We start from the raw sequence: 22,293 nt of genomic DNA on the forward strand, positions 1-22,293 counted from the left end.
GAATGGGGGGGCGGAGGCTTTGCATCAGCTTCCCGGGGGGCCTGCGAACATCTGGTAGATCCAGACCGCAAAACCGTACCCGGCCACGATGATCACTGCCAACACCGGGGCCATGACTGCCGTCAGGAATAGGAAACTTCGCAGTTCCTGGGCTTTTGTGTAGCCATCGGATTCGTCTTGCACACACCACCTCGCAGCAGAAACTTGTGGGGGTATTGCGTTAAACGTACAGATGCGAAAGTTTGTAGCAGATGCGCTTGCGCGGCGTCAATGTTGCAACACAGCGAAATAATGTCGGAGAGATTACAGAGCGGGGGAAAGGGGGCGCGTGCGTTCACCGGCAGGGGGCGATCGAAAGCGGGGTATCCGGCGGCCCCAGTCGACTGTGCGGATAAGCTGACAACGGTTAAATCCGCAGCCAGTTGACCGGCAGCCGGAATAACCGGTTGCGGATTAACCGGCTGCGATTTGCTTGCACCGCGTCAATCGTTAGCGCATCAACCGATCGCGCCGTAGATACGCCGCGCGTCCGCCGCCGTCGCCAGCGGCCGGCCCAGCGCCCGCGCGCCTTGCGCGGCCTGTGCGACCAGCGCCGCGTTGTCCGGCGCCACCGACCCGTCGCGCAGCTTCAGATTGTTTTCAAACCCGACTCGCATATGGCCGCCAAAGGCCGCCGCGGTCGTAACGCAGGCGTTTTCCTCGGGGCCGAAGGCGCAGATCGCCCAGGGCAACGAATGGTCGTAAGCGGCCAGGAACGGCAGCAGGTCGTAAGCCGACGACGTCTGTCCCGCGCTGTAGCGGCCCAGCACGAACAGCACCGACCATGCGCCCGGCGGCACCAGGCCGCGCGCGCGCAGCGACAGCCAGCGGCGCACGTCGGCGTCGTCGTACAGGATGATCTGCGTCATGACGCGTCGGTCGGCCAGCCACGCCAGGAAGGCGGCCAGCTCCGCTTCCGGAATGCCGGGCACGGCGATTTCGCGCAGGCCGATGGAGACGGCTTCGGGCTGCAATTCGCGCACCATCGCAATCTGCTCGGCGGCCTGATAGACGCCCGCCGCCTCGCTCGTCACCTGCACCAGTAGTTCGTCGCCGACGGCGCGCTGCACCGCCGCGAGCGCGTCGCGATAGGCCTGCGCATCCAGCAGATGGCTGCCGTCGGGCTTTCGGACGTGCATGTGCATCATCGCGGCGCCGGCGTCCAGGCATGCGCGGGCCTCGGCGGCCAGCGCGTCTGCGGTCAGCGGCACGGCGGGGTGGTCGGCAGCCTTCTTGTACGCGCCGTTGGGCGCGACGGTGATGATGACGGGCGAGTCGGCCAATGCGGCGCGGGGGAGGGCCGGAGCGGTGGTTGACGCAGAGGTGGACATGGTAGCGGGTGCGCAAGCAGGCACGGAGCGGGTTGCAGGCGCGTTCAAGGCTTGATCTCCGGCAGTTCGGGAGCGATCAGGTCCAGGCCGGCGCGCAGCAGCCGGTCGTAGCGGGCGCGCTCTGCGGCAATGGTCTCGGGCGTCCAGGCATAAAAACCTTCGCCTGCCTTCATGCCATGCCGGCCGTCGGCGGCGCGTTCGGTCAGGCAGCGCGCCGGATGGTCGGCGTTGCAGAATGTCGGATACATCGTCGCGCCGGCCGCCGCGTGCACGTCGATGCCCGCGTGATCGCGCTGCATCACGGGACCCGCCGCCAGGAACCGGAACCCAAATCCAAACCGCACGGCGGCGTCCACGTCCTCGGGCGACGCGATGCCGCGGTCGATAAGGTCGAAGGCTTCGCGCGACAGCGCGTGCTGCAGGCGGTTCGCCAGAAAGCCCGGCAGATCCTGCTTCACCTTGACCGGCACGCTGCCGCAGCGCCGCATGAAGTCGATCAGCGAATCCGCGCAGGCCTCGTCGCTGGCTTCGCCCAGTACCACTTCCACGAGCGGCACGAGGTGCGCCGGCATGAAGAAGTGCAGGCCCAGCATGCGGCCGCGCGTGTCCAGCCCCTGGCTGATCGCGCTGATCGGGAAGCTGGAACTGTTGCTGGCCAGGATGGCCTCGGGCCGCGTGCGCCGCGCCAAGTCCGCAAAGAGCGCCTGCTTGATGTCCAGGCGCTCGGGAATGCACTCGATCACCAGATCCACCGTGGACCAGTCCACCTCGTCCAGCGACGGCGCGGTGGCCAGCAGCGCGGCGTTTGACTCGCGCCCGATGGTCTTCAGGTTTTCCGCCACGCGCGCCGGCAGACCGGCCGCGCGCTCGGCATTCGATTCGATCACCGTCGTGCGGCACGCCGCGCGCGTCAACACGACGGCGACATCCGCACCCATCGTGCCGCCGCCCACCACTACCGCATGCGCCGCGCCCGGATTGGGCAGCGCGTTCCTGTCTTTCTGCATGCTGTTCTCCTGATTCTGAAATCACGCTTTGGCGCGAGTGTAGAGAAGGGCGGTTGATTGATGAATCAGAATTTTTGAATAGAATGATCGGTCAATCAGATCAATAGGCCGGGGACAAAACATGCAGATCAACCTGTCGATGCGGGACATCGACACCACGCTGGTGCTGGGCCGAACGCTCAACTTCCGCCAGGCCGCGGGGCAGCTGCATCTGTCGCAATCCGCGCTGTCCACCCAGATCCAGCGCATCGAGGACGCGCTCGGCGTGCGCCTGTTCGACCGCACCACGCGCACGGTTCGGCTGACGGCGGCGGGCGAGGTCTTCCTGCAACAGGCCGCGACCCTGCAGGCGGCATTCCGCGATGCCATCGCCGCGGTCGGCAGCATCTCCAGCGCGGAACAGGGGCAGGTGTCCGTGGCGGCGCTGCCGTCGCTGGCGGCGCGGCTGCTGCCGCGCGTGCTGATGGCCTACCGCCAGGCGCACCCGCACGTCGCGCTGAAGGTCCGCGACACGCTATCTGGCCCGGCGTTCGACCTGGTGCGTGCGGGCGAGGTCGACTTCGCGCTGACCGCCGCCGACCCGCAGCACGCCGACCTGCACTACGTGCCGCTGATGTCCGACAGCTTCATCTTGCTGATTCCGGAGGCACATCCGCTGGCGCGGGCCAAAGGGCCGCTGCGCTGGGCCGATACGGCTGGGGCGGAACATGTGTCCATGGTGCATCCAAGCAGCGTGCGCCAATACACGGAATGGGCCTTTCTGCAGAACCGCATTCGCTTCGCACCCGCGTTCGAGGCCGAGCACCTTACGACTATCGTGGCAATGGTCGAATGCGGGTTTGGCGTCGCGGCGTTGCCGGAGATCGCCGCAGGCGCGGTGGCGCAGACCGGCATCGTGCAGCGGCGGCTGACAGCGCCGGTGGCCGAGCGCTCGATTGGGTTGGTGACGGCCCGCCACCGCAGCTTGTCGCCCGCTGCGGTGGCGCTGGTGCAGACGTTGAGGGAATACGTGGCGCAGCCGCGGCAATAAAAAAGCCGGCCTCAAGGCTGAGGCCGGCTCTGCGGCATGAAGGCGATTCGCGGCGTCGGCCGTGAACCGCGGCACCCCCGTTGGATCAAAAGTCAATCTGCGCCGACAACAAGAACGTACGCGGCGCAGCAACCGTCGCGTACGAGCCGCTGGCCAGCCAGAAGTCCTTGTTGAACAGGTTCTCGATGTTCGCGCGGAACACCACGGAGCGGCCCAGGATCTCGGTGTTGTAGCGCGCGCCGATGTCGTAGCGCGTCCACGAGGGCAGGGTCAGCGTGTTGGCCGCGTTGAAGTACATGGACGACGTGTGGATCACGCGGGCGTTCAGGCTCAGGCCGCGGACCCACGGCGTGTCCCAGTCCACCCCCAGGTTGAAGGTGTTCTTCGGCACGCCGTTGGCGTCGTTGCCGTCGTTCACGCCGCCTGCGGTCTGCTTGAGCGTGGCGTCGTAGAACGTGGCGCTGGCCATCATGCGCAAGCCCGGCATGGCTTCGCCGAAGGCGGCCAGTTCCAGGCCGCGGTTGCGCTGTTCGCCGTCGAAGCTGTAGATGCGCGTGTCGGGATCGGTCATCGAGTTCGGGCGCGTGATCTGGAACACCGAGGCGCTGGTGATGATCTTGCCCCAGTCGACCTTGACGCCCGCTTCATACTGCTTGGACTTGTACGGTGCGAAGACCTGGCCGGCGTTGGCGGCGGTGGCGGGCGCGATGCCGCCGCGCGTCAGGCCGGACGTGAAGTTGCCGTACAGCGAGACGTTGGAGATCGGCTTGAACACGATGCCCGCGACCGGCGAGATCGCGCTTTCGTCGTACGACCCGGTGCGCGCGCCAGTGGCGGTCGAGTAGTTGTCGAGCACGACGCGCTGGTTGCGCATGCCGCCGGTGATCAGCAGGGTGTCGCCGGCGAAGGACAGGGTGTCGGTCAGCGTGTAGCTGGTCAGCTCGGTCTTCGATGCCTTTTGCGGCGCGCCGCGGTCGGCGGTGACGGGCGGTAGCGGGGCGGGGCGGAAGATGCTGGACGGCACGCCAGGACCGGAGGAGGTGACGTAGGCGTTGCCGGACTCCTGGTCCAGGCGCGTGGCCGACAGGTTCACGGTGTGGCCGATGCCCCAGGTGTCGAAGCGGGCGCGCAGGCCGATGTCGCCCGTCCATGTGCGCGAGTACGAATCGTAATAGGCGTTGGACACCGTGAAATTGCCCTGCGCGTCCGCCGGCCCCGACGGGAAGGTCTGCTCGGCGGTGCCGTAGCGGTAGCCGGTGGCGCCGTAGACCATCAGGTGGTCATTGATGTCGTACTCGAGGCGGGTGGCCACGGTCGAATCGTTCAGCGTGAGCTCGGTGCCGGGGTAGAAATTGCGGTGGCCCGAGGGCGGCGAGGGCAGCGACGTCACATTCGACTGAAAGCCGATCTGCGGACGGAAGTTGTCGATGTTCTCGTGCTGGGTGTAGGCATCCAGCGACCAGCGCAGTTTGGTGCCGCGGTAGTCCAGCGCCAGCGCGCCCACACCTTGTTCCTGCCTGCCGTCGTCGATGTTGGTGTCGCCGTTGCTGTAGACGCCGTTGACGCGGATGCCCCATTCGTTGTTGTCGCCAAAGCGCCGGCCCATGTCGAGCTGGCCGCCCAGTTGCGATTTGCTTTGGTAGGTGGTGGTCAGGCGAGTCAGGGGCTCGTCGCCGGCGCGCTTGGTGACGATGTTGATGCCGCCGCCGATGCTGCCGTTGGGGCCGATGCCGTTCATCAGCGTGCCGGGGCCTTTCAGGACTTCGACGCGCTCCATCATGGCGGCGGGCATGCGGCTGGCGGATGCCAGGCCGTAAAGGCCGTTCAGGCCGACGTCGCCGGCAGCCACGGAGTAGCCGCGGATCTGGAACTCGTCGGAAAAGCCGCCGCTGGAGGTGGTGGTGCGCACCGAGGATTCGCTGATGACGATGTCGGCCAGCGTGCGCGCCTGCTGGTTCTCGATCATCTGCGCGGTGTAGTTGGTGGTGCTGAACGGCACGTCCATGACGTCGCCCGTGCCCAGCACGCCCAGGCCGCCCCCGCGCGCCACCTGACCGCCCGCGAAGGGTGCGGGCAGGTTGGGGTCGGCGGCGGAAGCGGTGACCGTCACGGCGGGCAGGTTCGTGGTGGCGATGCCCGCGTTGGCGGGGCGGTCCAGGACGTAGCTGCCGTTCGACTGCGGCAGCACGCGGATGCCGGTGCCGGCCAGCAGGGCGTCCAGACCGCCCCGCACGCCGTAGGTGCCGCGCAGCCCGTTGCTTTGCAGACCGGCCGTCACTTCGGGCCGGAACGACAGCACGATGCCGGCTTCGCGTCCGTAGCGGCCCAGCGCGTCCTCCAGCGTTCCCGCGGGGATGTCGAAGCTGCGGGTGGCGGCGGCCTGTGCGTGGGCGGCGGTGGGGATGACCAGCGCGGGCGCCGCGAGCAGCGTGGCGGTGGCGATGCGGCCCGCCAGGCGCGCCGTGGCCGCGCGTCGCAGGAAACGGGAGGACTGGCGCTTGGGCGCCCGGACGTGATTCATGAACTGGCCTTTCAGAGAGGTGAGGTTGCTGTGTGCTCACCTGCCTTGACCCGCCAGATCGCAAAACGGATCAACTATTTTGTAACGGCGGTGCGGGACGTGCCGGGCCGGGGCCGGCGATGAGGTGCAGCCGGCGTCCGCGCCAGAGCCGCGTCTCGGTTTCGACGCGGATATCCAGGGTGGCGCTGAGCGCGGCCAGCACCTTGTCCACGTTGCTGACAGGAAACGAGCCGGACAGCCGCAGGTCCGAGACGGCGGGGGCGCAGCTGATCGTGTCGCGGCTATACCGTCCCAGCTCGGCGACGAAGTCGGCCAGTCGCATGCCGCGGGCCACGATGAAGCCGTCCTTCCAGGCGATCTGGTTTTCTTCGGCGGTGGCGGGCTGCGCGATGCCACGTGCCGAGTAGTTGGCGCGCAATCCCGCCTGCAACGTCAAGCCGTGCTCGGCATCGTCGCACGGGCGGATCTGGACCGCGCCCTGGAAGACGCTGACTTCCGTCGAGCCATCCAGCAGCCGTACGGCGTACTCGGTGCCGAGCGCGCGCGCGGTGCCGTGGGCGGTTTCAACGCAGAACGGCCGGTTCGGCGTGCCCGATTCGTGGGCCGTCGCGATCAGGATCTCGCCCGCGATGAGCGTCACGCGCCGGCGGTCGGCGCTGTAGTGCACGTCGATGGCGCTGTCCGTGTTCAACACCAGACGGGTGCCGTCCGGCAGCGTCACGTTGCGGCGTTCGCCGATGGCGGTGCGATGGTCCGACGTCCAGGTGCGCCACGGCGTGATCTGCCCCACGCCCCACGCCGCGCCGCTCGCGATGGCCAGCGCGCTCATGGTTTTCAAGGCGCGGCGGCGCTGGGCGGAAGCAGGTGCGGCCAGCGCTGCCTTCGCGATGGCCGCGTTGGCGGGTCCGGCCAGCGGCCGCAGTGTGCCCTGCACGGATTCAATGCGCAGCCACGCGCGCTCGTGGTCCGGGTGCGCAGCGCGCCAGGAGGCCCATTCGCGCACCGTTTCCGGCGCGACGGGTTCGTCTTGCAGTTCCACCAGCCATTCCAGCGCGCGCTGCGCGACGGCGGGCGGCAGGGTGGCGGCGTCGCGCGTGTTTCCGTACCAGGACGAGGTGGACATGCGCCGGCTCATCCCGTGAAGGAAAGATCGGCAAAGCAGCAGCGCTGCAAGGCCTTGACGAGGTAGCGCTTGACGGTGGGGATCGAGATTCCCAACGCGTCGGCCACCTGGGCGTGGGTGTGACCTTCAAGCTGCGACAACAGAAAGGCCTGCCGCACGAGGGCGGGCAGGCCGTCCAGCAGGCGGTCCAGCTCCAGCAAGGTTTCCAGCACGATGGCCCGGTCTTCAGGCGACCAGTGCACCGCTTGCGGCGCCTGGGCCAGCGCGTCCAGGTACGCGCGTTCGAGCTTTTCGCGGCGCCAATGGTTGGACACCAGGTGCTGCGCCACGGTGGTCAGAAACGCGCGCGGTTCCGTGAGCGTGGCGGGAATGCGTTCGCTGCTCAGGAGGCGGATGAAGGTGTCGTGCGCCAGGTCTTCGGCCTGGTCTGCGTTGCCCAGGCGGCGTCGCAACCAGCCCCTGAGCCAGGAGTGATGATCGCTATAAAGTGTTTCGATGGAAGAGGGGAAGGCGCATCCCGGCGTACTCAAGATCCAACCTTTTGGTCTAGCCGCCGGCGCCTCGCAGTGGGAGGCGGGACAACTGCACATGCGAATTTCTGGAAATAGTAATTGTTATTATTACCGATTCCAGGCACGGCTTGTCAAATTGTTGCCGAGCGCGCACGGCCGGGCGTTGCCCGGAAACGTCAGACGTAAGTGGCGAGCCGGGGCGGTCGGATGTGAGCGTTCGGACGGCGAGCCGTTACACGCGAGCGGTCAGACCGGCGCGGAAGGCGCCAGATAGGCGCCCTGCGTCTGCGCATATGCCTGTTGCGACGCCAGATAGGCATCACGCGACGGGATCAGGTGATCACGGCACACCGCCATCAGCGCGTCGCGGTCGCCGTCGCGCAGCGCCTGGATCATCGTCCAGTGTTCCTGGCGCGCGCGTTCGCGGTGCCCGGCCGTCACCAGCGAGCCGAAGCGGATCGGGTGGGTGCGGCGCGCGTATTCCTCGATGGCCTGTCCCAGCACCGCGTTGTCCAGCAGCCCCACGAATTCCCGATGAAAGCGCTGGTTGCTGCGGAACACGCGGCGCGCGTCGCCAGCGGCGACGGCGGCATCGTGTTCGCGTTGCACCGCCACCAGCGCGGCCAGCCGCGCTTCGGACACGGGCAGCGGCATCTGGCGGGCGGCGTGCACTTCCAGCACTTCACGCAAGGCATACAGTTCCATCACCTCGCGCACGGAAAACGCGCGCACCACCGCGCCGATGTTGCGCTTTTTCTCGACCACGCCCAGCAGTTCCAGGTCGACCAGCACCTGGCGCACCGCGTGCCGCTTCATGCCGAATCGCGCCATCAGCTCGTCCTCGGTCAGGCGTTCGCGCGGATGCAGCCGGCCGAAGACGATGTCTTCTTCCAGCGTGGCCACCGCTGCCTGGACGGCGTCGGGGGCGGGTTCCTGCAAGGCGGCGGGCGTGATGGCGTTCATGGCAAAAGGTCGGGATTACTTCTTGGGGACCGTGTCGTTCGTGACACCGGCCCGCAGGAAGTCGAAGTCGACGCCCTGATCGGCCTGCGTCACGGACTGCAGGAACAGCTTGCGGTAGCCGCGGTCGGCGGTGGGGCGCGTGATGGGATTGGCGGCCGTGCGACGCGCCAGCTCGGCGTCATCGACAAGCAGCGCGATCTCGCGCCTGGCCACCGACAGGCGGATGCGGTCACCGTTCTGCACATAGGCCAGCGGGCCGCCGATGGCGGATTCGGGCGTGACGTGCAGCACGATCGTGCCGGCCGCGGTGCCGCTCATACGGCCGTCCGAGATCCGGACCATGTCCTTGACGCCTGCGCGCGCCAGCTTCTTGGGAATGGGCATGTAGCCGGCTTCGGGCATGCCGGGCGCGCCGGTGGGGCCGATGCGCTTGAGCACCAGGATGTCGTCGGCGGTCACATCCAGCGCGTCGTCGTCGATGCGGCGCGCCATGTCTTCGGCGTCCTCGAACACGACGGCGCGGCCTTCGTGCTCCATCAGCTTGGGGTTGGCTGCCGATTGCTTGATGATGGCGCCGCCGGGCGCGAGGTTGCCGCGCAGCACGGCCAGGCCGCCTACCGGATAGATGGGGGCGGCGGCCGTGCGGATGACGTCCTGCTTGAAGGGCGGCGGGGCGTCGTCCAGTTCTTCGCCGAGCGTGCGGCCGGACACGGTGAGGACGTCCAGATGCAGGAACGGGCGCAGCTCGCGCAGCAGCGCGGGCATGCCGCCCGCGTCGTGGAAGTCTTCCATATAGTGCTGGCCCGACGGCTTCAGGTCGACCAGCACGGGCGTCTCGCGGCTGATGCGATCCAGGCCGGCCAGGTCGATGTCGATGCCCAGGCGGCCGGCGATGGCGGTCAGGTGGACGATGCCGTTGGTCGACCCGCCGATGGCGAGCAGCACGCGCAGCGCGTTTTCGATGGACTTGCCGTTCAGGATGCGGTCCGGGGTCAGGCGCGAGGCTGCCATGGCGACGGCCGTGGCGCCGGTGTGTTCGGCCACGCGGACGCGGTCGGCGGTGACGGCCGGGGCGGACGCGCCGCCCGACACCATCATGCCCAGCGCCTCGGTAATGCAGGCCATGGTGCTGGCCGTGCCCATGACGGAACAGGTGCCGACACTGGCAACCAGCTGGTTGTTCACGTCGGCGATCTCGACGGCGTCGATCTCTTCGGCGCGGTAGCGGCCCCAGTAGCGGCGGCAGTCGGTGCAGGCGCCCACGCGTTCGCCGCGGTGCGAGCCGGTCAGCATCGACCCGGTGACGAGCTGGATGGCGGGCACGCCGGCCGAGGCGGCGCCCATCAGTTGTGCGGGCACGGTCTTGTCGCAGCCGCCGATCAACACGACGGCGTCCATCGGCTGCGCGCGGATCATTTCCTCGGTGTCCATGGACATGAGGTTGCGCAGGTACATGCTGGTGGGCTGCGAGAAGCTCTCGTGCACCGAGATGGTGGGGAAGTCCATGGGCAGGCCGCCGGCCAGCATGACGCCGCGCTTGACGGCCTCGATGAGTTGCGGCGCGTTGCCGTGGCAGGGGTTGTAGCTGCTGCCGGTGTTGACGATACCGATGATGGGACGCGCCAGCGCATCGTCCGACAGGCCGGCGCCCTTGATGAAGGCCTTGCGCAGGAACAGCGAAAAGCCAATGTCGCCGTAGTTGGTCAGCCCGCGGGCGACGCCGCGCGCAGTGGCGCTGTCGCTGTCAAAAGGGCCCTTGCCGGGCTTGCCGCCCTTGGTGTCGTCCGTCATTTTCAGTCCCGATAATATTATTGATAATCCTGCGGCGACATCATATCCAGCCCTTCGCCGGGCCTGCAAGCGGTTTATGGTGGTAGCTTAATTGATCTGTTTTAAAGATCAGTCGATAGAAAAATACCGATTCTTCAATCAAGGGTGGCCCCCTACACTGGCGCCGTTGACGAACCGGGCGTCCGTTCATTCCTATACCCATCCCGGCTGGAGAGACCACATGTCAGACCTGCGTCTGCGGCCGCGCCGCGCCGTGCTGTTTTCCCTGCTGGCGCTGTGCGCCGGCGTTTCCGCCCCGGCATTCTCGGCCGACGCCTATCCCGACAAGCCGATCCGCATGATCGTGCCTTACCCGCCCGGCGGCGCCACCGACGTGATCGGCCGTGTGCTTGCCCAGGAACTGACGGGCGCGCTGGGCCAGACCGTGGTGGTGGAAAACCGCGCGGGCGCCGCCGGCAACATCGGCGCGGACCAGGTAGCCAAGGCGCAACCCGACGGCTACACGCTGCTGATGGGCGCGCTGACCAGCCACTCCATCAACGCCGCGCTCTATCGCGGCCGCGTCACGTACGACGTGGAAAAGAGCTTCGCGCCCGTCGCCATCGTGGGCACGGTGCCCCTGGTGTTCGTGGTGAACCCGTCGGTGCCGGCCAAGACGCTGCCCGAGTTCATCGCGCTGGCCAAGTCCAAGCCCGGCTACGTGACCATGGCATCCGCCGGTAACGGCTCGCCCCAGCATCTGGCCGGCGAAATGTTCAAGCGCACCGCCGGCGCGGACATCCTGCACGTGCCCTACAAGGGCAGCGGCCCGGCCATGACCGACCTGATGGGCGGTCAGGTGCTCAGCATGATCGAAACGGTGCCTGCCGCGCAGGGCAACATCAAGGCGGGCAAGCTGCGCGCGCTGGCGGTCACCTCGCCGCAACGCGTCGATGCGCTTCCCGACGTGCCCACCGCCGCCGAAGCCGGCCTAAAGGACTTCGAGGTCAGCTCGATGTTCGGCATCGTGGCCCCGGCCAATACGCCTGCGCCGGTCATCGACCGCCTGAATGCCGAGCTCAAGAAGATCCTGGCCAAGCCCGAGGTCAAGGCGTCGCTCTTGAACCAGGGCGCGATTGCGACGTGGACGTCGCCTGCTGACGCCAGCGCGCGTGTGTCGGCTGAAGTCGCACGCTGGACCAAGGTGATCGACGAGGCGGGCGTGAAGGGCGAGTAAGTCCCTTCTGACGGCGCGCCGCGCCTCATTGCTCCCTACGCCGGAAATTCGCCACGAATTTCCGGCGTTCTCGTTTTTGCGGCTTCTGAAAGGAACCGAAATAATCGCTTCCGCCGCCTTGTGCGCTGCGCTGGGAAAGACGCTGTATTTCAGAGAATTGCACTGACGCTGCGAACGGCTATGCAATAAACCGCAATAAAGCGGTTTTGGGGCCCGACAAGGTGGTTGACCCCAAATTCAGTAGCCCGTAATGTGTTTCGCGGGCCTTAGGACGGCGGGGGGATACCAATGACTGAGAACCAGGACGAAAAGTCGATCCTGCACACGCATTTCGGTACGCATAGCCCATATTGGCGGTTGTCCGCCGATAGCGATGCGATTGAACTCGCCGCAGTCAAGGGCGCAACCAATATCGCCATGGCCTTGCGCCCGGACCAGGCCGAGGCCGTGCGCGGCCTGACGGGCATCACGTCCAGCGTGCGGATCGACATCATGCTGTATGGCGATCTGCTTCACCTGCACCTGGTTGGCCGCAAGATCAATCCCAACGAATGGGCCGGCACCGCATCGGCCCACACCGATACCGAATCCGTCGCCAAGGACCTCGTAGAAGGTCTGTCGTTCGCCGAAACGGTAGTGTCCGAAGCCAATTCGGTCATCGTGATCGTCGACCAGAACGGCCGCGTGCAGCGCTTCAACAAGCTCAGCGAGGAATACACCGGCAAGCGCGAACAGGACATCGTGGGCCGCAGCGTCTTCGACATGTTCATGACGCGCGAGGAGGCCATTGCCTCGCGCCGCAATATCGCCGAGTTCTACAAACGCGGCCAGTCGTACGAGGTCGAGCGCACGATCAACACCGTCAAGGGGCCGCGCCTTTTCCTGTTCCGCAACAAGTTCGTCACCAGCGGCAGCGGCGAAAAGCGGGTCTACCTGATCTGCTCGGGCACCGACATCACCGAAGAACGCCAGGCGCAGGAGCGCCTGCGGGTGCTGGCCAACACCGACATGCTGACCAACCTGCCCAACCGCCACGCGATCACGTCGCGGCTGAAGGCGGCGCTGGCGGCGGGCCGCGAAGGGCGGGGCGGCGTGTTGTTCCTGGACCTGGACAACTTCAAGCGCATCAACGACCACTATGGCCACGGTTTCGGCGACCGGCTGCTGAAAGCGGTGTCGGTCGCCATCTCGAACTGCCTGTCCGATGGCCAGACGCTGGCCCGCCTGGGCGGCGACGAGTTCATCGTCCTGCAGGAAGAGGCGCAGGCCTGGCAACTGGAAGCCACCGCGCAGCGCATCATCGAGCGGCTGCGCGAACCGTTCCGCCAGGGCCTCATCGAGGTCTACACCAGCTGCTCCATCGGCATCGCGATGTACCCCGATCACGGCGCCGACCTGGACAGCGTGGTGCGCAGCGCGGATATCGCCATGTACGTGGCCAAGGAAGCGGGCCGCCATACGTATCGCGTGTTCCAGCCCGACATGGACCGCCGCAACGCGGACTATGTGTGGCTGGACACGAACCTTCGCAAGGCGCTGGCCGAGAACCACCTGATGCTGTACTACCAGCCCAAGCTGGTGGGCCGCACAGGCGAGGTCGACGGCGTGGAAGCGCTGGTGCGCTGGCGTTCGCCGGAACGCGGCATGGTGGGTCCGGACACCTTCATTCCCTACGCCGAGGAATCGGGGCTCATCTCGCCGCTGGGCGTCTGGGTGATGCGCGAAGCAGCCCGGCAGGCAGCGGCATGGAAGCGCGAGGGCCTGAACCTGCGCATCGCGATCAACATGTCGGCCCGCCAGCTGGACGACAAGGGCGTGGTCAGCGAATTCATGCGCGCCATCAACGATGCGAATCTCAACCCCTGCCTGGTCGACATCGAGCTCACGGAAAGCTGCCTGATCGACGATGAAGACGCCGCCATCGAACTTATCAAGCAGTTCCGGCAACTGGGTGCGCGTGTGCATCTGGACGATTTCGGCACGGGTTATTCGTCGCTGTCGCAGCTGGCGCGGATTCCGCTGGACGCAATCAAGCTTGACGCCAGCTTCGTGCGGGGCGTCAACGAAAATCCGGTCTCGCAGGCGCTCGCGCGCGCCATCGTTGCCGTGGCGCGCACGCTCGAGCTCCAGGTCATTGCCGAAGGCGTGGAAACCCAGGAAGAAACCGTCTTCCTGGACACCCTGGGCGTGGACGCCAAGCAGGGCTACCTGTACGCCAAGCCCATGCCCGCGGCGGAGCTCACCGCCTGGCTGGCGCAGCGCCGCCGGCTGCATCTCATTGCATGACGCAACCGGCGGCGCGCCGCCGGATCAGTGCATGGTGGCCACTTCGGTGGCCTCCGAATTGCTCGCCGTGCGGCGGTTCTGCGCCATCACCAGCCGCTCCATGTAGGCGCGGTCCTTCGGATCGATGGAGAAGGCGGCTTCGACCCAATCCTCGGTAATGTCCATCAGCTCGGCGCGCGGCAGAGCCAGCACGCGCTGGCGCGCGCGCAGCATGGCGCGCATGCCATTGAGCTTGGGCCGCATCACGTCGATGAAGGTGCGCGTGGCCTTGAAGGCCTCGCCCGGCTCGAACAGCACGTCCACCAGGCCGCGGCCGTGATACCACTCGGCCGTGTGCGATTCGCCGGTGCTGATCAGTTCCTCGGCCAGCTTCATGCCCGAACGGCGCGCGACCAGCGAATAGCCGCCCATGCCGGGGAAAAGGTTGAACGCCATCTCAGGGAAGCCCATGCGCGCATTGTTTTGCGCGAGCACGAAGTGGTGGGCCAGCGCGGCCTCGAAGCCGCCGCCCAGCGCGGTGCCTTCGATCATGGCCAGCGAGATGGCGCCGGTGTCAAAACCGCGCGTGGCGGCGTGCACGCAATCAACGCATGCACGGGCATAGGCCCGCAGCGCCTCGCGCTTGCCGGTGCGGATGGCCTCGGCAAAAAAGTTCAGGTCGCCGCCGACGTTGTAGATCTGTGGCACCAGCGAGCCCGTGACCCAGAAGTCGATGGGCAGGCCGGAGTCCTTGGCGGCGCGCGCCAGGGTCATGATCTCGTCGATGAGTTCATGGTTAAAGCACGGGCGCGGTTGCGCGCGCAGCATCATCCACATGACACGGCGACCTTCCTCGTAATACGCGGAGATCTGCTTCAGATTGCCTGCGGCGGTAAAGGGGTGGCAGTCCGGATGAATGAGTTGATTCATTGCTTTCGTCCAATCGATCAAGGTGAGTCGGAGTACTGCCGGGTCAGGCTAAACCACGGCTTACGGACTCCGTCTCATGCAAACCTCGTCCAACTGGCCAGACTTTTCCGTAAATCAAAGTCCGGAGCGCGCAAACTGAAAATTTGAAGACCGCTGAAATTGCCTCGGCCCATCGGGCGAGGCGCGCATGGGTAATTCGGATGAGGACATCAGCAAATATGCGGCATTCAGCGCCGTGAAAGAAAAGCCCGGCCGAAGGGCCGGGCTCGTGCGTTGGGATGAGTGCGCGCGTTCAAGGGGCGCTGGCGCGCGCGAGAAATTTTCAGGCCACGCCACCATTCGCACGCACGATCTGCCCGTTCACCCACCCACTGTCGGGTCCCGCCAGGAACGAGACGATGCCCGCGATGTCTTCCGGTTGGCCCAGGCGTTCCAGCGGCGGCATCTTGGCGTAGTGCTCGATCAATTCGGGGCTCTTGCCCTTGAAGAACAGCTCGGTGGCGACAGGGCCGGGGGCGACGGCGTTCACCCTGATCTGGCGTCCGCGCAGTTCCTTGGCGAAGACCTGCGTCAGGCTTTCGACGGCGGCCTTGCTGGCGATGTAGACCGAGTAGCCGGGCAGGTTGAGCGCGACGGTGGTGCTGGACACGTTGACGATGCTGCCGCCATCGGCCAGACGTGCGGCGGCCTCGCGCAGGGTGTTGAAGGTGCCGCGGGTGTTGATGTCGAACGTCCGGTCGTACAGGTCGTCGCTGGTTTCCGCCAGCGGCTGCACCTGCAGCACGCCCGCGCTGTTGACCAGCACGTCGATCCGGCCGAACTCGGCCTGGATGGCATCGAACATCGCGCGCACGTCATCGGGCTTGGCAACATCGGCGCGCACGGCCAAGGCGCGTCCGCCGGCTTGGCGGACTTCGCCGGCCAGGGCGTCGGCTTCTGCCGCGCTCGAGGCGTAATTGATGGCGACGGCAAAGCCGTCGTCTGCCAGGCGGCGCACGATGGCGGCGCCGATGCCGCGCGATCCGCCGGTGACCAGGGCAACGCGCTGGGAAGCTTGGGCGTTCATGGGTTTTCTCCTTGGATGAGTGGGTGAGACGTATGATCGACTATTCCGATCCAAAGATAATTACGCCTGCTTTGCTAAGATAATTTCATTTGCTTTAACAATAGGCGGGGCAGGGGCATGGATCGTTTCCAGGAAATGCAGGTGTTCGTGCGCATTGCCGAACGAGGCAGTTTCACCAAGGCGTCGGACGACCTGCGCATCCCGCGCGCCACGGTCACCAACCTGATCAAGCGGATGGAGGCCCGGTTAGGCGCGCGACTGCTTGACCGCACGACGCGGCAAGTCCGGCTGACGCACGACGGGGAGGCCCACTACCAGCGCTGCGTGCGGCTCCTGGCCGACCTGGAGGAGGCCGACGGCGCTTTCCTGGACACGGCGCCCAAGGGGCTGTTGCGGGTGAACGCGCAGGGCACGCTGGCCCGGTTCTTCGTGATGCCCGGCCTGCCGGATTTCCTGCAACGCTATCCCGACATCGCCCTGCATCTGGGCGAAGACGACCGGCTGGTGGATCTGGTGCGCGAAGGCGTCGACTGCGTGCTGCGCGCGGGCGTGCCGCAGGACTCGACGCTGGCGGGGCGGACGATCGCCCAGATGCCGCAGGTGACGGTCGCCAGCCCCGCCTATCTGTCGCGCCACGGCGTGCCGGACAGCGTGCAGGCGCTGGAACATCACATAGCCGTGGATTACGTGTCCAGCGTGACGGGCCGCGCCGTGCCGCTGGATTTTCGGGTGGACGGGCGCATCGTCCAGGTGCGCCCGCGTGCGGTCGTCAGCGTGAGCGGGGCCGAACTCTACACCAGTGCGGCGCTCGCGGGCCTGGGATTGGTGCAGGTCCCGCGCTACCGCGTGGAGCGCGAACTGGCGGCGGGGCACCTGAAGATCGTGCTGCCCCACGCGCCGCCCGCGCCTATGCCGGTTTCCGTGCTGACGCCGCAGAACCGGCAGGTGCCGGCGCGGGTGCGCGTGTTCACGCAGTGGCTGGCGGGCGTGTTCGCCGCCGCCTTCGATCAGACGATGCCGGTCAGGTAGAAGACGCCGATCACCAGGAACACCGACAGCGTCGATATCAGCGTGATGGCGAAGATGTCGCCGTAGGATTGGCGGTGCGTAAGACCCGTGACGGCCAGCAGCGTGATGACCGCGCCGTTGTGCGGCAGCGTGTCCATGCCGCCGCTCGCCATCGCGGCGACCCGGTGCAGCACCTCCATCGGGATACCTGCCGCCAGCGCGCCGTCGATGAAGGTCTGCGACATCGCGGCCAGCGCGATGCTCATGCCGCCCGAGGCCGAGCCCGTGATGCCGGCCAGCGTCGTTACCGCGACCGCTTCGCCCACCAGCGGATCGGGAATGGCCTTCAAGGCCTGCGCGACCAGCAGAAAGCCCGGCAGCGCGGCAATCACACCGCCAAACCCGTATTCGGCCGCCGTGTTCATCGACGCGAGGAGCGCGCCCGACACGGCGCTCTTGCTGCCTTCGGCAAAGTGCGACTTGATGGCGCGGAACGAGAACAGCAGGATGGTGACGATGCCTGCGATCAGCGCGCCCATCACGGCCCACAGCGCCACCTGTTCCTCGGCGTTGACGGGCAGGGGCTTGGCCAGGCCGGGCAGGTCGACTTCGGAACCGGCCGGATACCAGCCCGGGATCCAGCGCGTCAGCAGGAAGTTCATGACGCCAACCACCACCAGCGGCAGCAGCGCGATCAACGGATGATGATTGCGCTCACCGGTGGGCGCCGCGGGTTCGTTGCGCAGGTCCGTGCCGTAGGTCTCGCCAGCCGCTGCCGCGCGCTTGCGGCGCCATTCCAGGTAGGCGATGCCGGCGGTCAGCGTGAACGCGGCGCCAATGAGACCGAGCCAGGGCGCGGCCCAGGTCGTGGTCTCGAAGAACGTGGTGGGGATGATGTTCTGGATCTGCGGCGTGCCGGGCAGCGCCGTCATGGTGAAGGTGAAGGCGCCCAGCGCAATCGCGCCGGGCATCAGGCGCTTGGGGATGCCGCCCTGGCGGAACATCTCGGCGGCAAACGGGTAGACCGCGAACACCACCACGAACAGCGATACGCCGCCGTACGTCAGCACCGCACACACCAGCACGATGGCCACGATGGCGCGCTCGGCGCCGATCAGCCGCAGCACCGCCTGCACGATGGCGCGTGAAAAGCCCGACAGTTCGATGAGCTTGCCGAACACGGCGCCCAAGAGGAACACGGGGAAATAGAGCTTGGCAAAACCGGCCATGCGCTCCATGAAGATGCCCGAGAACACGGGCGCCAGCGCTGAAGCGTCTGTCAGAAGCACCGCGCCCATGGCTGCGATGGGCGCGCACAGGATGACGCTATAACCTCGATACGCCGCCAGCATCAGAAACGCCAGCGCCGCCACCACGATGAACAATCCGGTCATTCGGTACTCCAGGAATGAAGAGACAAGGGGTGTGGGGCTACACCTTAACGTATCGGGCGTTTAGCGCGCTGCCATCAGATCTGCCGCCTTGTGCGCCAGCTCCGCCACCCCGAAGCTCGTGGCCAGCGCGTGGGCATCAAGGTCAGCCAGGGACACCCAGCGCGCATCGCGGGCATCGTCCCCCGCTACCGGCTCACCGGACACCCAGCGGCACAGCACGGCGATCAGGATGAAGTGGCGGCGCAGGGCGCCGGTGTCGTCGCGGTCGAAGACGTCGACGGCGTCAAAGACGTGCAGCGGCTCGGCAGTGACGCCGGTCTCTTCCAGTAATTCGCGCGCGGCCGCGTCAGCCAGCCGTTCGCCCGCGTCGATCTTGCCGCCCGGAAACGCCCAGCGATCCTGATCGGGCGGGTTGGCGCGGCGCACCAGCAGCACGCGGCCGTCGCGCACGACGGCGGCGATGGTGGCAGCGATGGGGCGCGGGGCGGGGGTGGTCATGCGGATCTCCAGCGGCAGTCAGACGTCCGGCAAGGATACGCCCCGTCCGTTCATACCTCTTCGATGCGTCGCTTGGGCGCGAACGGCGTGCCCAGATCGAGCAGCGCATAGATGCGTTCGGTGATGCGCTGGCGCCGCGTCGGCTTGCCCATGCGCCACCGCACGTCGAGCCAGAGGAGCGGCAGAGCGAAGCACAGCCACACCAGCAGGAACATGCCCAGGATGAACAACGCGAGTTCCGGAAAGTCGCCCTGCAACGCCTCGGGATCCATGAGCCAGGTCAGGCCAATAAGGAACAGCCAGACCGCAAGCATCAACCCGCCGATGGCCTTGAGCAGCGGCGCGCGCTGGTTCATGCCGACGCCGACCGGCGTGTCCCTGCCGGGAAAGGCGCGGAATCGCAGATGACACATATAGGTGCGCCCGTCCTCAAGGTTGCGCAGGGCATACACCGCGTGCGGCTCGTCTGGCGCCGGTTGGGCATTGACGGCCATCTCGACGTAGTCGTTCTGCGCCAGGAACGGCTGCCAGCTTCCCAGTGATTCATCGACCGTCATCAGGAACTGGCGGCCCTGAACCGAAAAGCGATAGTGGCCGTAAGTCGGGCCCTTATGCACATGCCGCGTTTCATGCGTGATGCCGTCCAGCTGCCCGCGGATCAGGAGGAGGGGCGGATCGCCCTCCTGCGTCAGCGCAGCCGGTTCCTGCTGAAGCGGTGAGGGGGCTGGCGCAGCGTTCATGGCAGCTGGGCGCTTCGCGGGATCGAACAGAGCCTCGCTGGCAAGGATGCGCGGCCGCTCGCGGCGGTTGTGCCAGAGGGCGTGCAAGGCGCTCGCGGCAAGTATCAGCCCAATCATCGCGATCACCAGCGCGAACACCATCAGGAACACGCGCGGCAGCGTGGTGATGCCAGACAGCCACGCCGCGCCCAGGCCGGCCACGCCCACGGCGCCGGAGATGACGGCCTCGCGCCCGCTGCGCCTTTGCGCGGTCTGGTAGGTGAGCGGCGCAATGGGTTCGCCTTGCGCGGGCACGGCCCAGCAAAAGCGGTTCAGGCCATGCTCGGCTTCCAGCACGCCAATGCGCACGGCAGTGCCTTTATTGTGGAAGGCGCGCAGCAGGGCGATGTGCGAGGGGTCCAGCGCGGAACCCCAGATCGTCTCCGCACCGACCCGCAGGAAGACATCGTTTCGCCGCACCGGCGTTGCGACCCGGATCTGGTCGATGGTTCCCTCGATGATGCGGGCTGCGCGTTGCGGCATGTCGGAGCGGCGAAAGGCAAAGCGGCAAGGATAACGCGCCGGGCGTACTCGGCGGCGGGCGTAGTCGGCGGCGGGCGTCCCCGCGGCGGGGCGTCCCCGCGGCGGGCGTCTCCCGCGGCGGGCGCTTCACGCCGCCGATGCCATCCGCCGCAGCCCCCCCCCGAGGACGCCCCGCCGTACTACTTCTTGACCAGCGGGCAGGTCGACCGCGACAGCGGCATGAAGGCCTGGTCGCCCGGCAGCGTGGCCACCAGCTTGTAGTAGTCCCACGGCCGCTTGGATTCCGACGGCTTCTTGACCTCGAACAGGTACATGTCGTGCACCATGCGGCCGTCTTCGCGGATGCGGCCGTTGGTGGCGAAGAAGTCGTTGATGGGCGTGGCCTTCATCTGCTTCATCACCGCCGTGGGTTCGTCCGTGCCTGCCGCCTGCACCGCTTTCAGATAGTGCATGACCGACGAATACGTGCCCGCCTGGCTCATGTTGGGCATCTTCTTGAGCTTGTCGTAATAGCGCTGCGACCACGCGCGGGTCTGGTCGTTCATGTCCCAGTAGAAGGCTTCAGTCAGCGTCAGGCCGGCGGCCGCGTCCAGGCCGATGGCGTGGATGTCGTTGATGTAGAGCAGCAGGCCCGCCATCTTCTGCCCGCCCTTGGTCAGCCCGAACTCGCTGGCCGCCTTGATGGCGTTGACGGTGTCGCCGCCCGCGTTGGCCAGGCCCACGATCTGCGCCTTGCTGGCCTGCGCCTGCAGCAGATAAGAGGCGAAGTCGCTGGAGCCGAGCGGGTGGCGCGAGGCGCCCAGCACCGTGCCGCCATTGGCCTTCACGACGTCGGTGGCCGACGCCTGCAGCGTGTGGCCGAACGCGTAGTCCGCCGTCAGGAAGTACCAGCTCTTGCCGCCTTGCTCCACGGTGGCGCGTGCGGTGGTGTTGGCGAGCGACCAGGTGTCGTAGGTGTAGTGGACGGAATAGGGAGAGCACAGGTCGTTGGTGATGCGCTCGGTGCCCGGCCCGCTGAAGACCACGATCTTTTTCTTTTCACGCGCCACTTCCAGCACGGCCAACGCGGGCGCGGAGCCGGCGACGTCCATGATGGCGTCGACCTTCTGGACGTCGTACCACTCGCGCGCCTTGGCGGCGGCGATGTCGGCCTTGTTCTGGTGGTCCACCACCAGCAGGTCCACCTTCTTGCCCAACACGGTGCCGCCGAAGTCGGCAATCGCCATCTCGGCGGCGGTGGCGCTGCCCTTGCCGGTCACGTCGGCATAGACGCCGCTCATGTCCAGGATCAGGCCCAGCCGCACCACGTCGTCGGAGACGGCGGGGGCGGGCGTCTGGGCCTGTGCGATGGCGGCGGCAAGCGCGGCCGCGGCAAAGGCGGTCGTGGCGAACAAGCGAACAATCGTGCTGCGGCACTGCATTGAAATCCGGGTCCTGTCGGCATGTCTCATGGTTGTCTCCCTGTATGCCGGATTCTTTTCGGATATGGCGGGCGCGTATGTAGGTTTTGTTTGCTGCTGCACCCAGTGTGTTCGGACGGCGGCGGTCGTTGGTGGGGGGCGGCTTTCTCCTGAGGCAGATTGGGTGAAGCGCTCAGCGGCTGGTGAGCAGGTCGAACTCCATCCGCACCTTGCGGAATGGAAACTCCAGCCGCGCGAAATACACCACGCGGCCGTCGATGCAGGCATAGCGGCGCAGCTCGGCCACCGGGGAAGACACGGGTATCTGCAGCGACTCGGCAGACTCCTGCCCCGCTTCGATCACGTTCAGGACCTGGCGGGCTTCAGAAATGCGCGCGCCGTAAAACTGGTCCAGCACCGGGGCGACGGTGCTTTTCTGAATGCGGGCGCGGTGCTTACGGAAGAGGCCGCTGTCCAGAAAGACCTCGCTGTAGCAGAAGGGGCCTGCATCCGTCGTATGAATGCGCCGCAGGTACTGGAAGCTGCCGCTGCGGTCGGCGCCGCACGGCATGCCCAGCGTGTCGGGCAGCGGCGAGTCGGCGCTGGACTCCACCAGCGACACCGTGCCGAGCTGGTTGCTCAGTTCGACCGTTTCGGCCCAGGTCTTGGGAATGAGCAGCGTGGGAGTTTCGGGCAGTTCGGCGTTGACGAAGGTGCCGGAGCCGCGCGAGCGCCGGATCAGGCCGTCTTCTTCCAGCAGGCCGAACGCCTGGCGAATGGTCGCGCGCGAGATGCCGTAGGTCTCCATCAGCGATTCCAGCGGCGGGATCTGCTGTCCGGGCCGCCACGTCCGGTTCTGGATGTGGCTGCGGAACAGCGCGGCGGCCTGCAGATAAAGCGGCTGGGGACTGCGCGAAAAAAGCTTGCGGGCGGGCAT

The 22,293-nt window shown here is 66.8% G+C and carries 19 protein-coding genes; 4 read left to right on the plus strand and 15 right to left on the minus strand.

Going from position 1 to position 22,293, the window contains the following annotated elements:
* Nucleotides 1–24: 24 nt before the first annotated feature.
* From napE to MHZ91_RS14970, 3 genes are all read right to left on the minus strand, one after another.
* Complete coding sequence (gene napE, locus MHZ91_RS14960; RefSeq protein WP_056569899.1) at nucleotides 25–183, minus strand: periplasmic nitrate reductase, NapE protein; 159 nt, start codon at nucleotides 181–183, stop codon at nucleotides 25–27.
* A 314-nt stretch (nucleotides 184–497) separates the two neighbouring features.
* Nucleotides 498–1,370 (minus strand): 3-keto-5-aminohexanoate cleavage protein, encoded by an 873-nt coding sequence (locus MHZ91_RS14965; RefSeq protein WP_239214334.1) that lies wholly within the window; start codon nucleotides 1,368–1,370, stop codon nucleotides 498–500.
* A 44-nt stretch (nucleotides 1,371–1,414) separates the two neighbouring features.
* Complete coding sequence (locus tag MHZ91_RS14970) at nucleotides 1,415–2,377, minus strand: 3-hydroxyacyl-CoA dehydrogenase family protein (protein ID WP_239214336.1); 963 nt, start codon at nucleotides 2,375–2,377, stop codon at nucleotides 1,415–1,417.
* Nucleotides 2,378–2,498: 121 nt separating this feature from the next.
* Here MHZ91_RS14970 and MHZ91_RS14975 point away from each other — a divergent pair, with 121 nt between their 5' ends.
* Nucleotides 2,499–3,407, plus strand: coding sequence for a LysR family transcriptional regulator (locus MHZ91_RS14975; RefSeq protein WP_239214338.1), 909 nt, complete (start codon nucleotides 2,499–2,501; stop codon nucleotides 3,405–3,407).
* Nucleotides 3,408–3,492: 85 nt separating this feature from the next.
* Here MHZ91_RS14975 and MHZ91_RS14980 read toward each other — a convergent pair whose 3' ends face one another.
* From MHZ91_RS14980 to MHZ91_RS15000, 5 genes are all read right to left on the minus strand, one after another.
* Nucleotides 3,493–5,928, minus strand: coding sequence for a TonB-dependent receptor (locus tag MHZ91_RS14980; RefSeq protein ID WP_239214340.1), 2,436 nt, complete (start codon nucleotides 5,926–5,928; stop codon nucleotides 3,493–3,495).
* Nucleotides 5,929–5,998: 70 nt separating this feature from the next.
* A complete protein-coding gene (locus tag MHZ91_RS14985) occupies nucleotides 5,999–7,051 on the minus strand; it encodes a FecR family protein (protein WP_239214341.1) in 1,053 nt (350 codons plus the stop codon).
* An 8-nt stretch (nucleotides 7,052–7,059) separates the two neighbouring features.
* Complete coding sequence (locus MHZ91_RS14990; RefSeq protein ID WP_175124130.1) at nucleotides 7,060–7,581, minus strand: sigma-70 family RNA polymerase sigma factor; 522 nt, start codon at nucleotides 7,579–7,581, stop codon at nucleotides 7,060–7,062.
* A 228-nt stretch (nucleotides 7,582–7,809) separates the two neighbouring features.
* Nucleotides 7,810–8,526, minus strand: a complete 717-nt coding sequence (locus MHZ91_RS14995) for a GntR family transcriptional regulator (RefSeq protein ID WP_239214342.1) — start codon at nucleotides 8,524–8,526, stop codon at nucleotides 7,810–7,812.
* A 15-nt stretch (nucleotides 8,527–8,541) separates the two neighbouring features.
* On the minus strand, nucleotides 8,542–10,317 hold the full coding sequence (locus MHZ91_RS15000; protein WP_175124132.1) for an IlvD/Edd family dehydratase: 1,776 nt from the start codon (nucleotides 10,315–10,317) through the stop codon (nucleotides 8,542–8,544).
* A 220-nt stretch (nucleotides 10,318–10,537) separates the two neighbouring features.
* Between MHZ91_RS15000 and MHZ91_RS15005 the strand changes: the two genes are divergently transcribed.
* Nucleotides 10,538–11,533 carry a tripartite tricarboxylate transporter substrate binding protein gene (locus tag MHZ91_RS15005; protein WP_175138452.1) on the plus strand — a complete coding sequence of 332 codons (996 nt, stop codon included), beginning with the start codon at nucleotides 10,538–10,540 and terminating at the stop codon, nucleotides 11,531–11,533.
* Nucleotides 11,534–11,821: 288 nt separating this feature from the next.
* The gene (gene pdeR / locus MHZ91_RS15010) at nucleotides 11,822–13,819 is read left to right on the plus strand and encodes a cyclic di-GMP phosphodiesterase (RefSeq protein ID WP_175124134.1); all 1,998 of its coding nucleotides are present in this window, start codon (nucleotides 11,822–11,824) and stop codon (nucleotides 13,817–13,819) included.
* A 24-nt stretch (nucleotides 13,820–13,843) separates the two neighbouring features.
* Here pdeR and MHZ91_RS15015 read toward each other — a convergent pair whose 3' ends face one another.
* Nucleotides 13,844–14,728 carry a crotonase/enoyl-CoA hydratase family protein gene (locus MHZ91_RS15015; protein ID WP_175124135.1) on the minus strand — a complete coding sequence of 295 codons (885 nt, stop codon included), beginning with the start codon at nucleotides 14,726–14,728 and terminating at the stop codon, nucleotides 13,844–13,846.
* Nucleotides 14,729–15,050: 322 nt separating this feature from the next.
* The gene (locus tag MHZ91_RS15020) at nucleotides 15,051–15,794 is read right to left on the minus strand and encodes an SDR family oxidoreductase (RefSeq protein WP_239214343.1); all 744 of its coding nucleotides are present in this window, start codon (nucleotides 15,792–15,794) and stop codon (nucleotides 15,051–15,053) included.
* Nucleotides 15,795–15,911: 117 nt separating this feature from the next.
* On the opposite strand from MHZ91_RS15020, the gene MHZ91_RS15025 reads away from it, so the two are divergent.
* On the plus strand, nucleotides 15,912–16,823 hold the full coding sequence (locus MHZ91_RS15025; RefSeq protein WP_239214344.1) for a LysR family transcriptional regulator: 912 nt from the start codon (nucleotides 15,912–15,914) through the stop codon (nucleotides 16,821–16,823).
* On the opposite strand, the gene MHZ91_RS15030 is transcribed toward MHZ91_RS15025, so the two are convergent.
* The 5 genes from MHZ91_RS15030 to MHZ91_RS15050 all read right to left on the minus strand — a co-directional run bounded on the left by MHZ91_RS15030 (nucleotide 16,802) and on the right by MHZ91_RS15050 (nucleotide 22,293).
* On the minus strand, nucleotides 16,802–18,196 hold the full coding sequence (locus MHZ91_RS15030; protein WP_175124139.1) for a GntP family permease: 1,395 nt from the start codon (nucleotides 18,194–18,196) through the stop codon (nucleotides 16,802–16,804). The two genes, MHZ91_RS15025 and MHZ91_RS15030, sit on opposite strands and share 22 nt — an antisense overlap.
* 60 nt (nucleotides 18,197–18,256) lie before the next feature.
* Complete coding sequence (locus MHZ91_RS15035) at nucleotides 18,257–18,694, minus strand: NUDIX hydrolase (protein ID WP_218343448.1); 438 nt, start codon at nucleotides 18,692–18,694, stop codon at nucleotides 18,257–18,259.
* A 50-nt stretch (nucleotides 18,695–18,744) separates the two neighbouring features.
* A complete protein-coding gene (locus tag MHZ91_RS15040; RefSeq protein ID WP_239214345.1) occupies nucleotides 18,745–19,956 on the minus strand; it encodes a hypothetical protein in 1,212 nt (403 codons plus the stop codon).
* Between the two features lie 179 nt (nucleotides 19,957–20,135).
* Nucleotides 20,136–21,377 (minus strand): ABC transporter substrate-binding protein, encoded by a 1,242-nt coding sequence (locus MHZ91_RS15045; protein ID WP_370647822.1) that lies wholly within the window; start codon nucleotides 21,375–21,377, stop codon nucleotides 20,136–20,138.
* Nucleotides 21,378–21,549: 172 nt separating this feature from the next.
* Nucleotides 21,550–22,293, minus strand: coding sequence for a GntR family transcriptional regulator (locus MHZ91_RS15050; RefSeq protein ID WP_105238367.1), 744 nt, complete (start codon nucleotides 22,291–22,293; stop codon nucleotides 21,550–21,552).

It is taken from the genome of Achromobacter sp. ACRQX, from assembly GCF_022346505.1.
Taxonomy (GTDB): domain Bacteria; phylum Pseudomonadota; class Gammaproteobacteria; order Burkholderiales; family Burkholderiaceae_B; genus Achromobacter; species Achromobacter animicus.

What these genes read in the sequence shown, in the direction of transcription:
- MHZ91_RS15040 (WP_239214345.1), bottom strand. Translation starts at nt 19,956, where the DNA reads ATGCCGCAACGCGCAGCCCGCATCATCGAGGGAACCATCGACCAGATC.
- MHZ91_RS14975 (WP_239214338.1), top strand. Translation starts at nt 2,499, where the DNA reads ATGCAGATCAACCTGTCGATGCGGGACATCGACACCACGCTGGTGCTG.
- MHZ91_RS15045 (WP_370647822.1), bottom strand. Translation starts at nt 21,377, where the DNA reads ATGCAGTGCCGCAGCACGATTGTTCGCTTGTTCGCCACGACCGCCTTT.
- MHZ91_RS14980 (WP_239214340.1), bottom strand. Translation starts at nt 5,928, where the DNA reads ATGAATCACGTCCGGGCGCCCAAGCGCCAGTCCTCCCGTTTCCTGCGA.
- MHZ91_RS15020 (WP_239214343.1), bottom strand. Translation starts at nt 15,794, where the DNA reads ATGAACGCCCAAGCTTCCCAGCGCGTTGCCCTGGTCACCGGCGGATCG.
- MHZ91_RS15005 (WP_175138452.1), top strand. Translation starts at nt 10,538, where the DNA reads ATGTCAGACCTGCGTCTGCGGCCGCGCCGCGCCGTGCTGTTTTCCCTG.
- MHZ91_RS15030 (WP_175124139.1), bottom strand. Translation starts at nt 18,196, where the DNA reads ATGACCGGATTGTTCATCGTGGTGGCGGCGCTGGCGTTTCTGATGCTG.
- MHZ91_RS14985 (WP_239214341.1), bottom strand. Translation starts at nt 7,051, where the DNA reads ATGTCCACCTCGTCCTGGTACGGAAACACGCGCGACGCCGCCACCCTG.
- MHZ91_RS15025 (WP_239214344.1), top strand. Translation starts at nt 15,912, where the DNA reads ATGGATCGTTTCCAGGAAATGCAGGTGTTCGTGCGCATTGCCGAACGA.
- MHZ91_RS15000 (WP_175124132.1), bottom strand. Translation starts at nt 10,317, where the DNA reads ATGACGGACGACACCAAGGGCGGCAAGCCCGGCAAGGGCCCTTTTGAC.
- pdeR (WP_175124134.1), top strand. Translation starts at nt 11,822, where the DNA reads ATGACTGAGAACCAGGACGAAAAGTCGATCCTGCACACGCATTTCGGT.
- MHZ91_RS14965 (WP_239214334.1), bottom strand. Translation starts at nt 1,370, where the DNA reads ATGTCCACCTCTGCGTCAACCACCGCTCCGGCCCTCCCCCGCGCCGCA.
- MHZ91_RS15050 (WP_105238367.1), bottom strand. Translation starts at nt 22,293, where the DNA reads ATGCCCGCCCGCAAGCTTTTTTCGCGCAGTCCCCAGCCGCTTTATCTG.
- MHZ91_RS15015 (WP_175124135.1), bottom strand. Translation starts at nt 14,728, where the DNA reads ATGAATCAACTCATTCATCCGGACTGCCACCCCTTTACCGCCGCAGGC.
- MHZ91_RS15035 (WP_218343448.1), bottom strand. Translation starts at nt 18,694, where the DNA reads ATGACCACCCCCGCCCCGCGCCCCATCGCTGCCACCATCGCCGCCGTC.
- MHZ91_RS14995 (WP_239214342.1), bottom strand. Translation starts at nt 8,526, where the DNA reads ATGAACGCCATCACGCCCGCCGCCTTGCAGGAACCCGCCCCCGACGCC.
- MHZ91_RS14970 (WP_239214336.1), bottom strand. Translation starts at nt 2,377, where the DNA reads ATGCAGAAAGACAGGAACGCGCTGCCCAATCCGGGCGCGGCGCATGCG.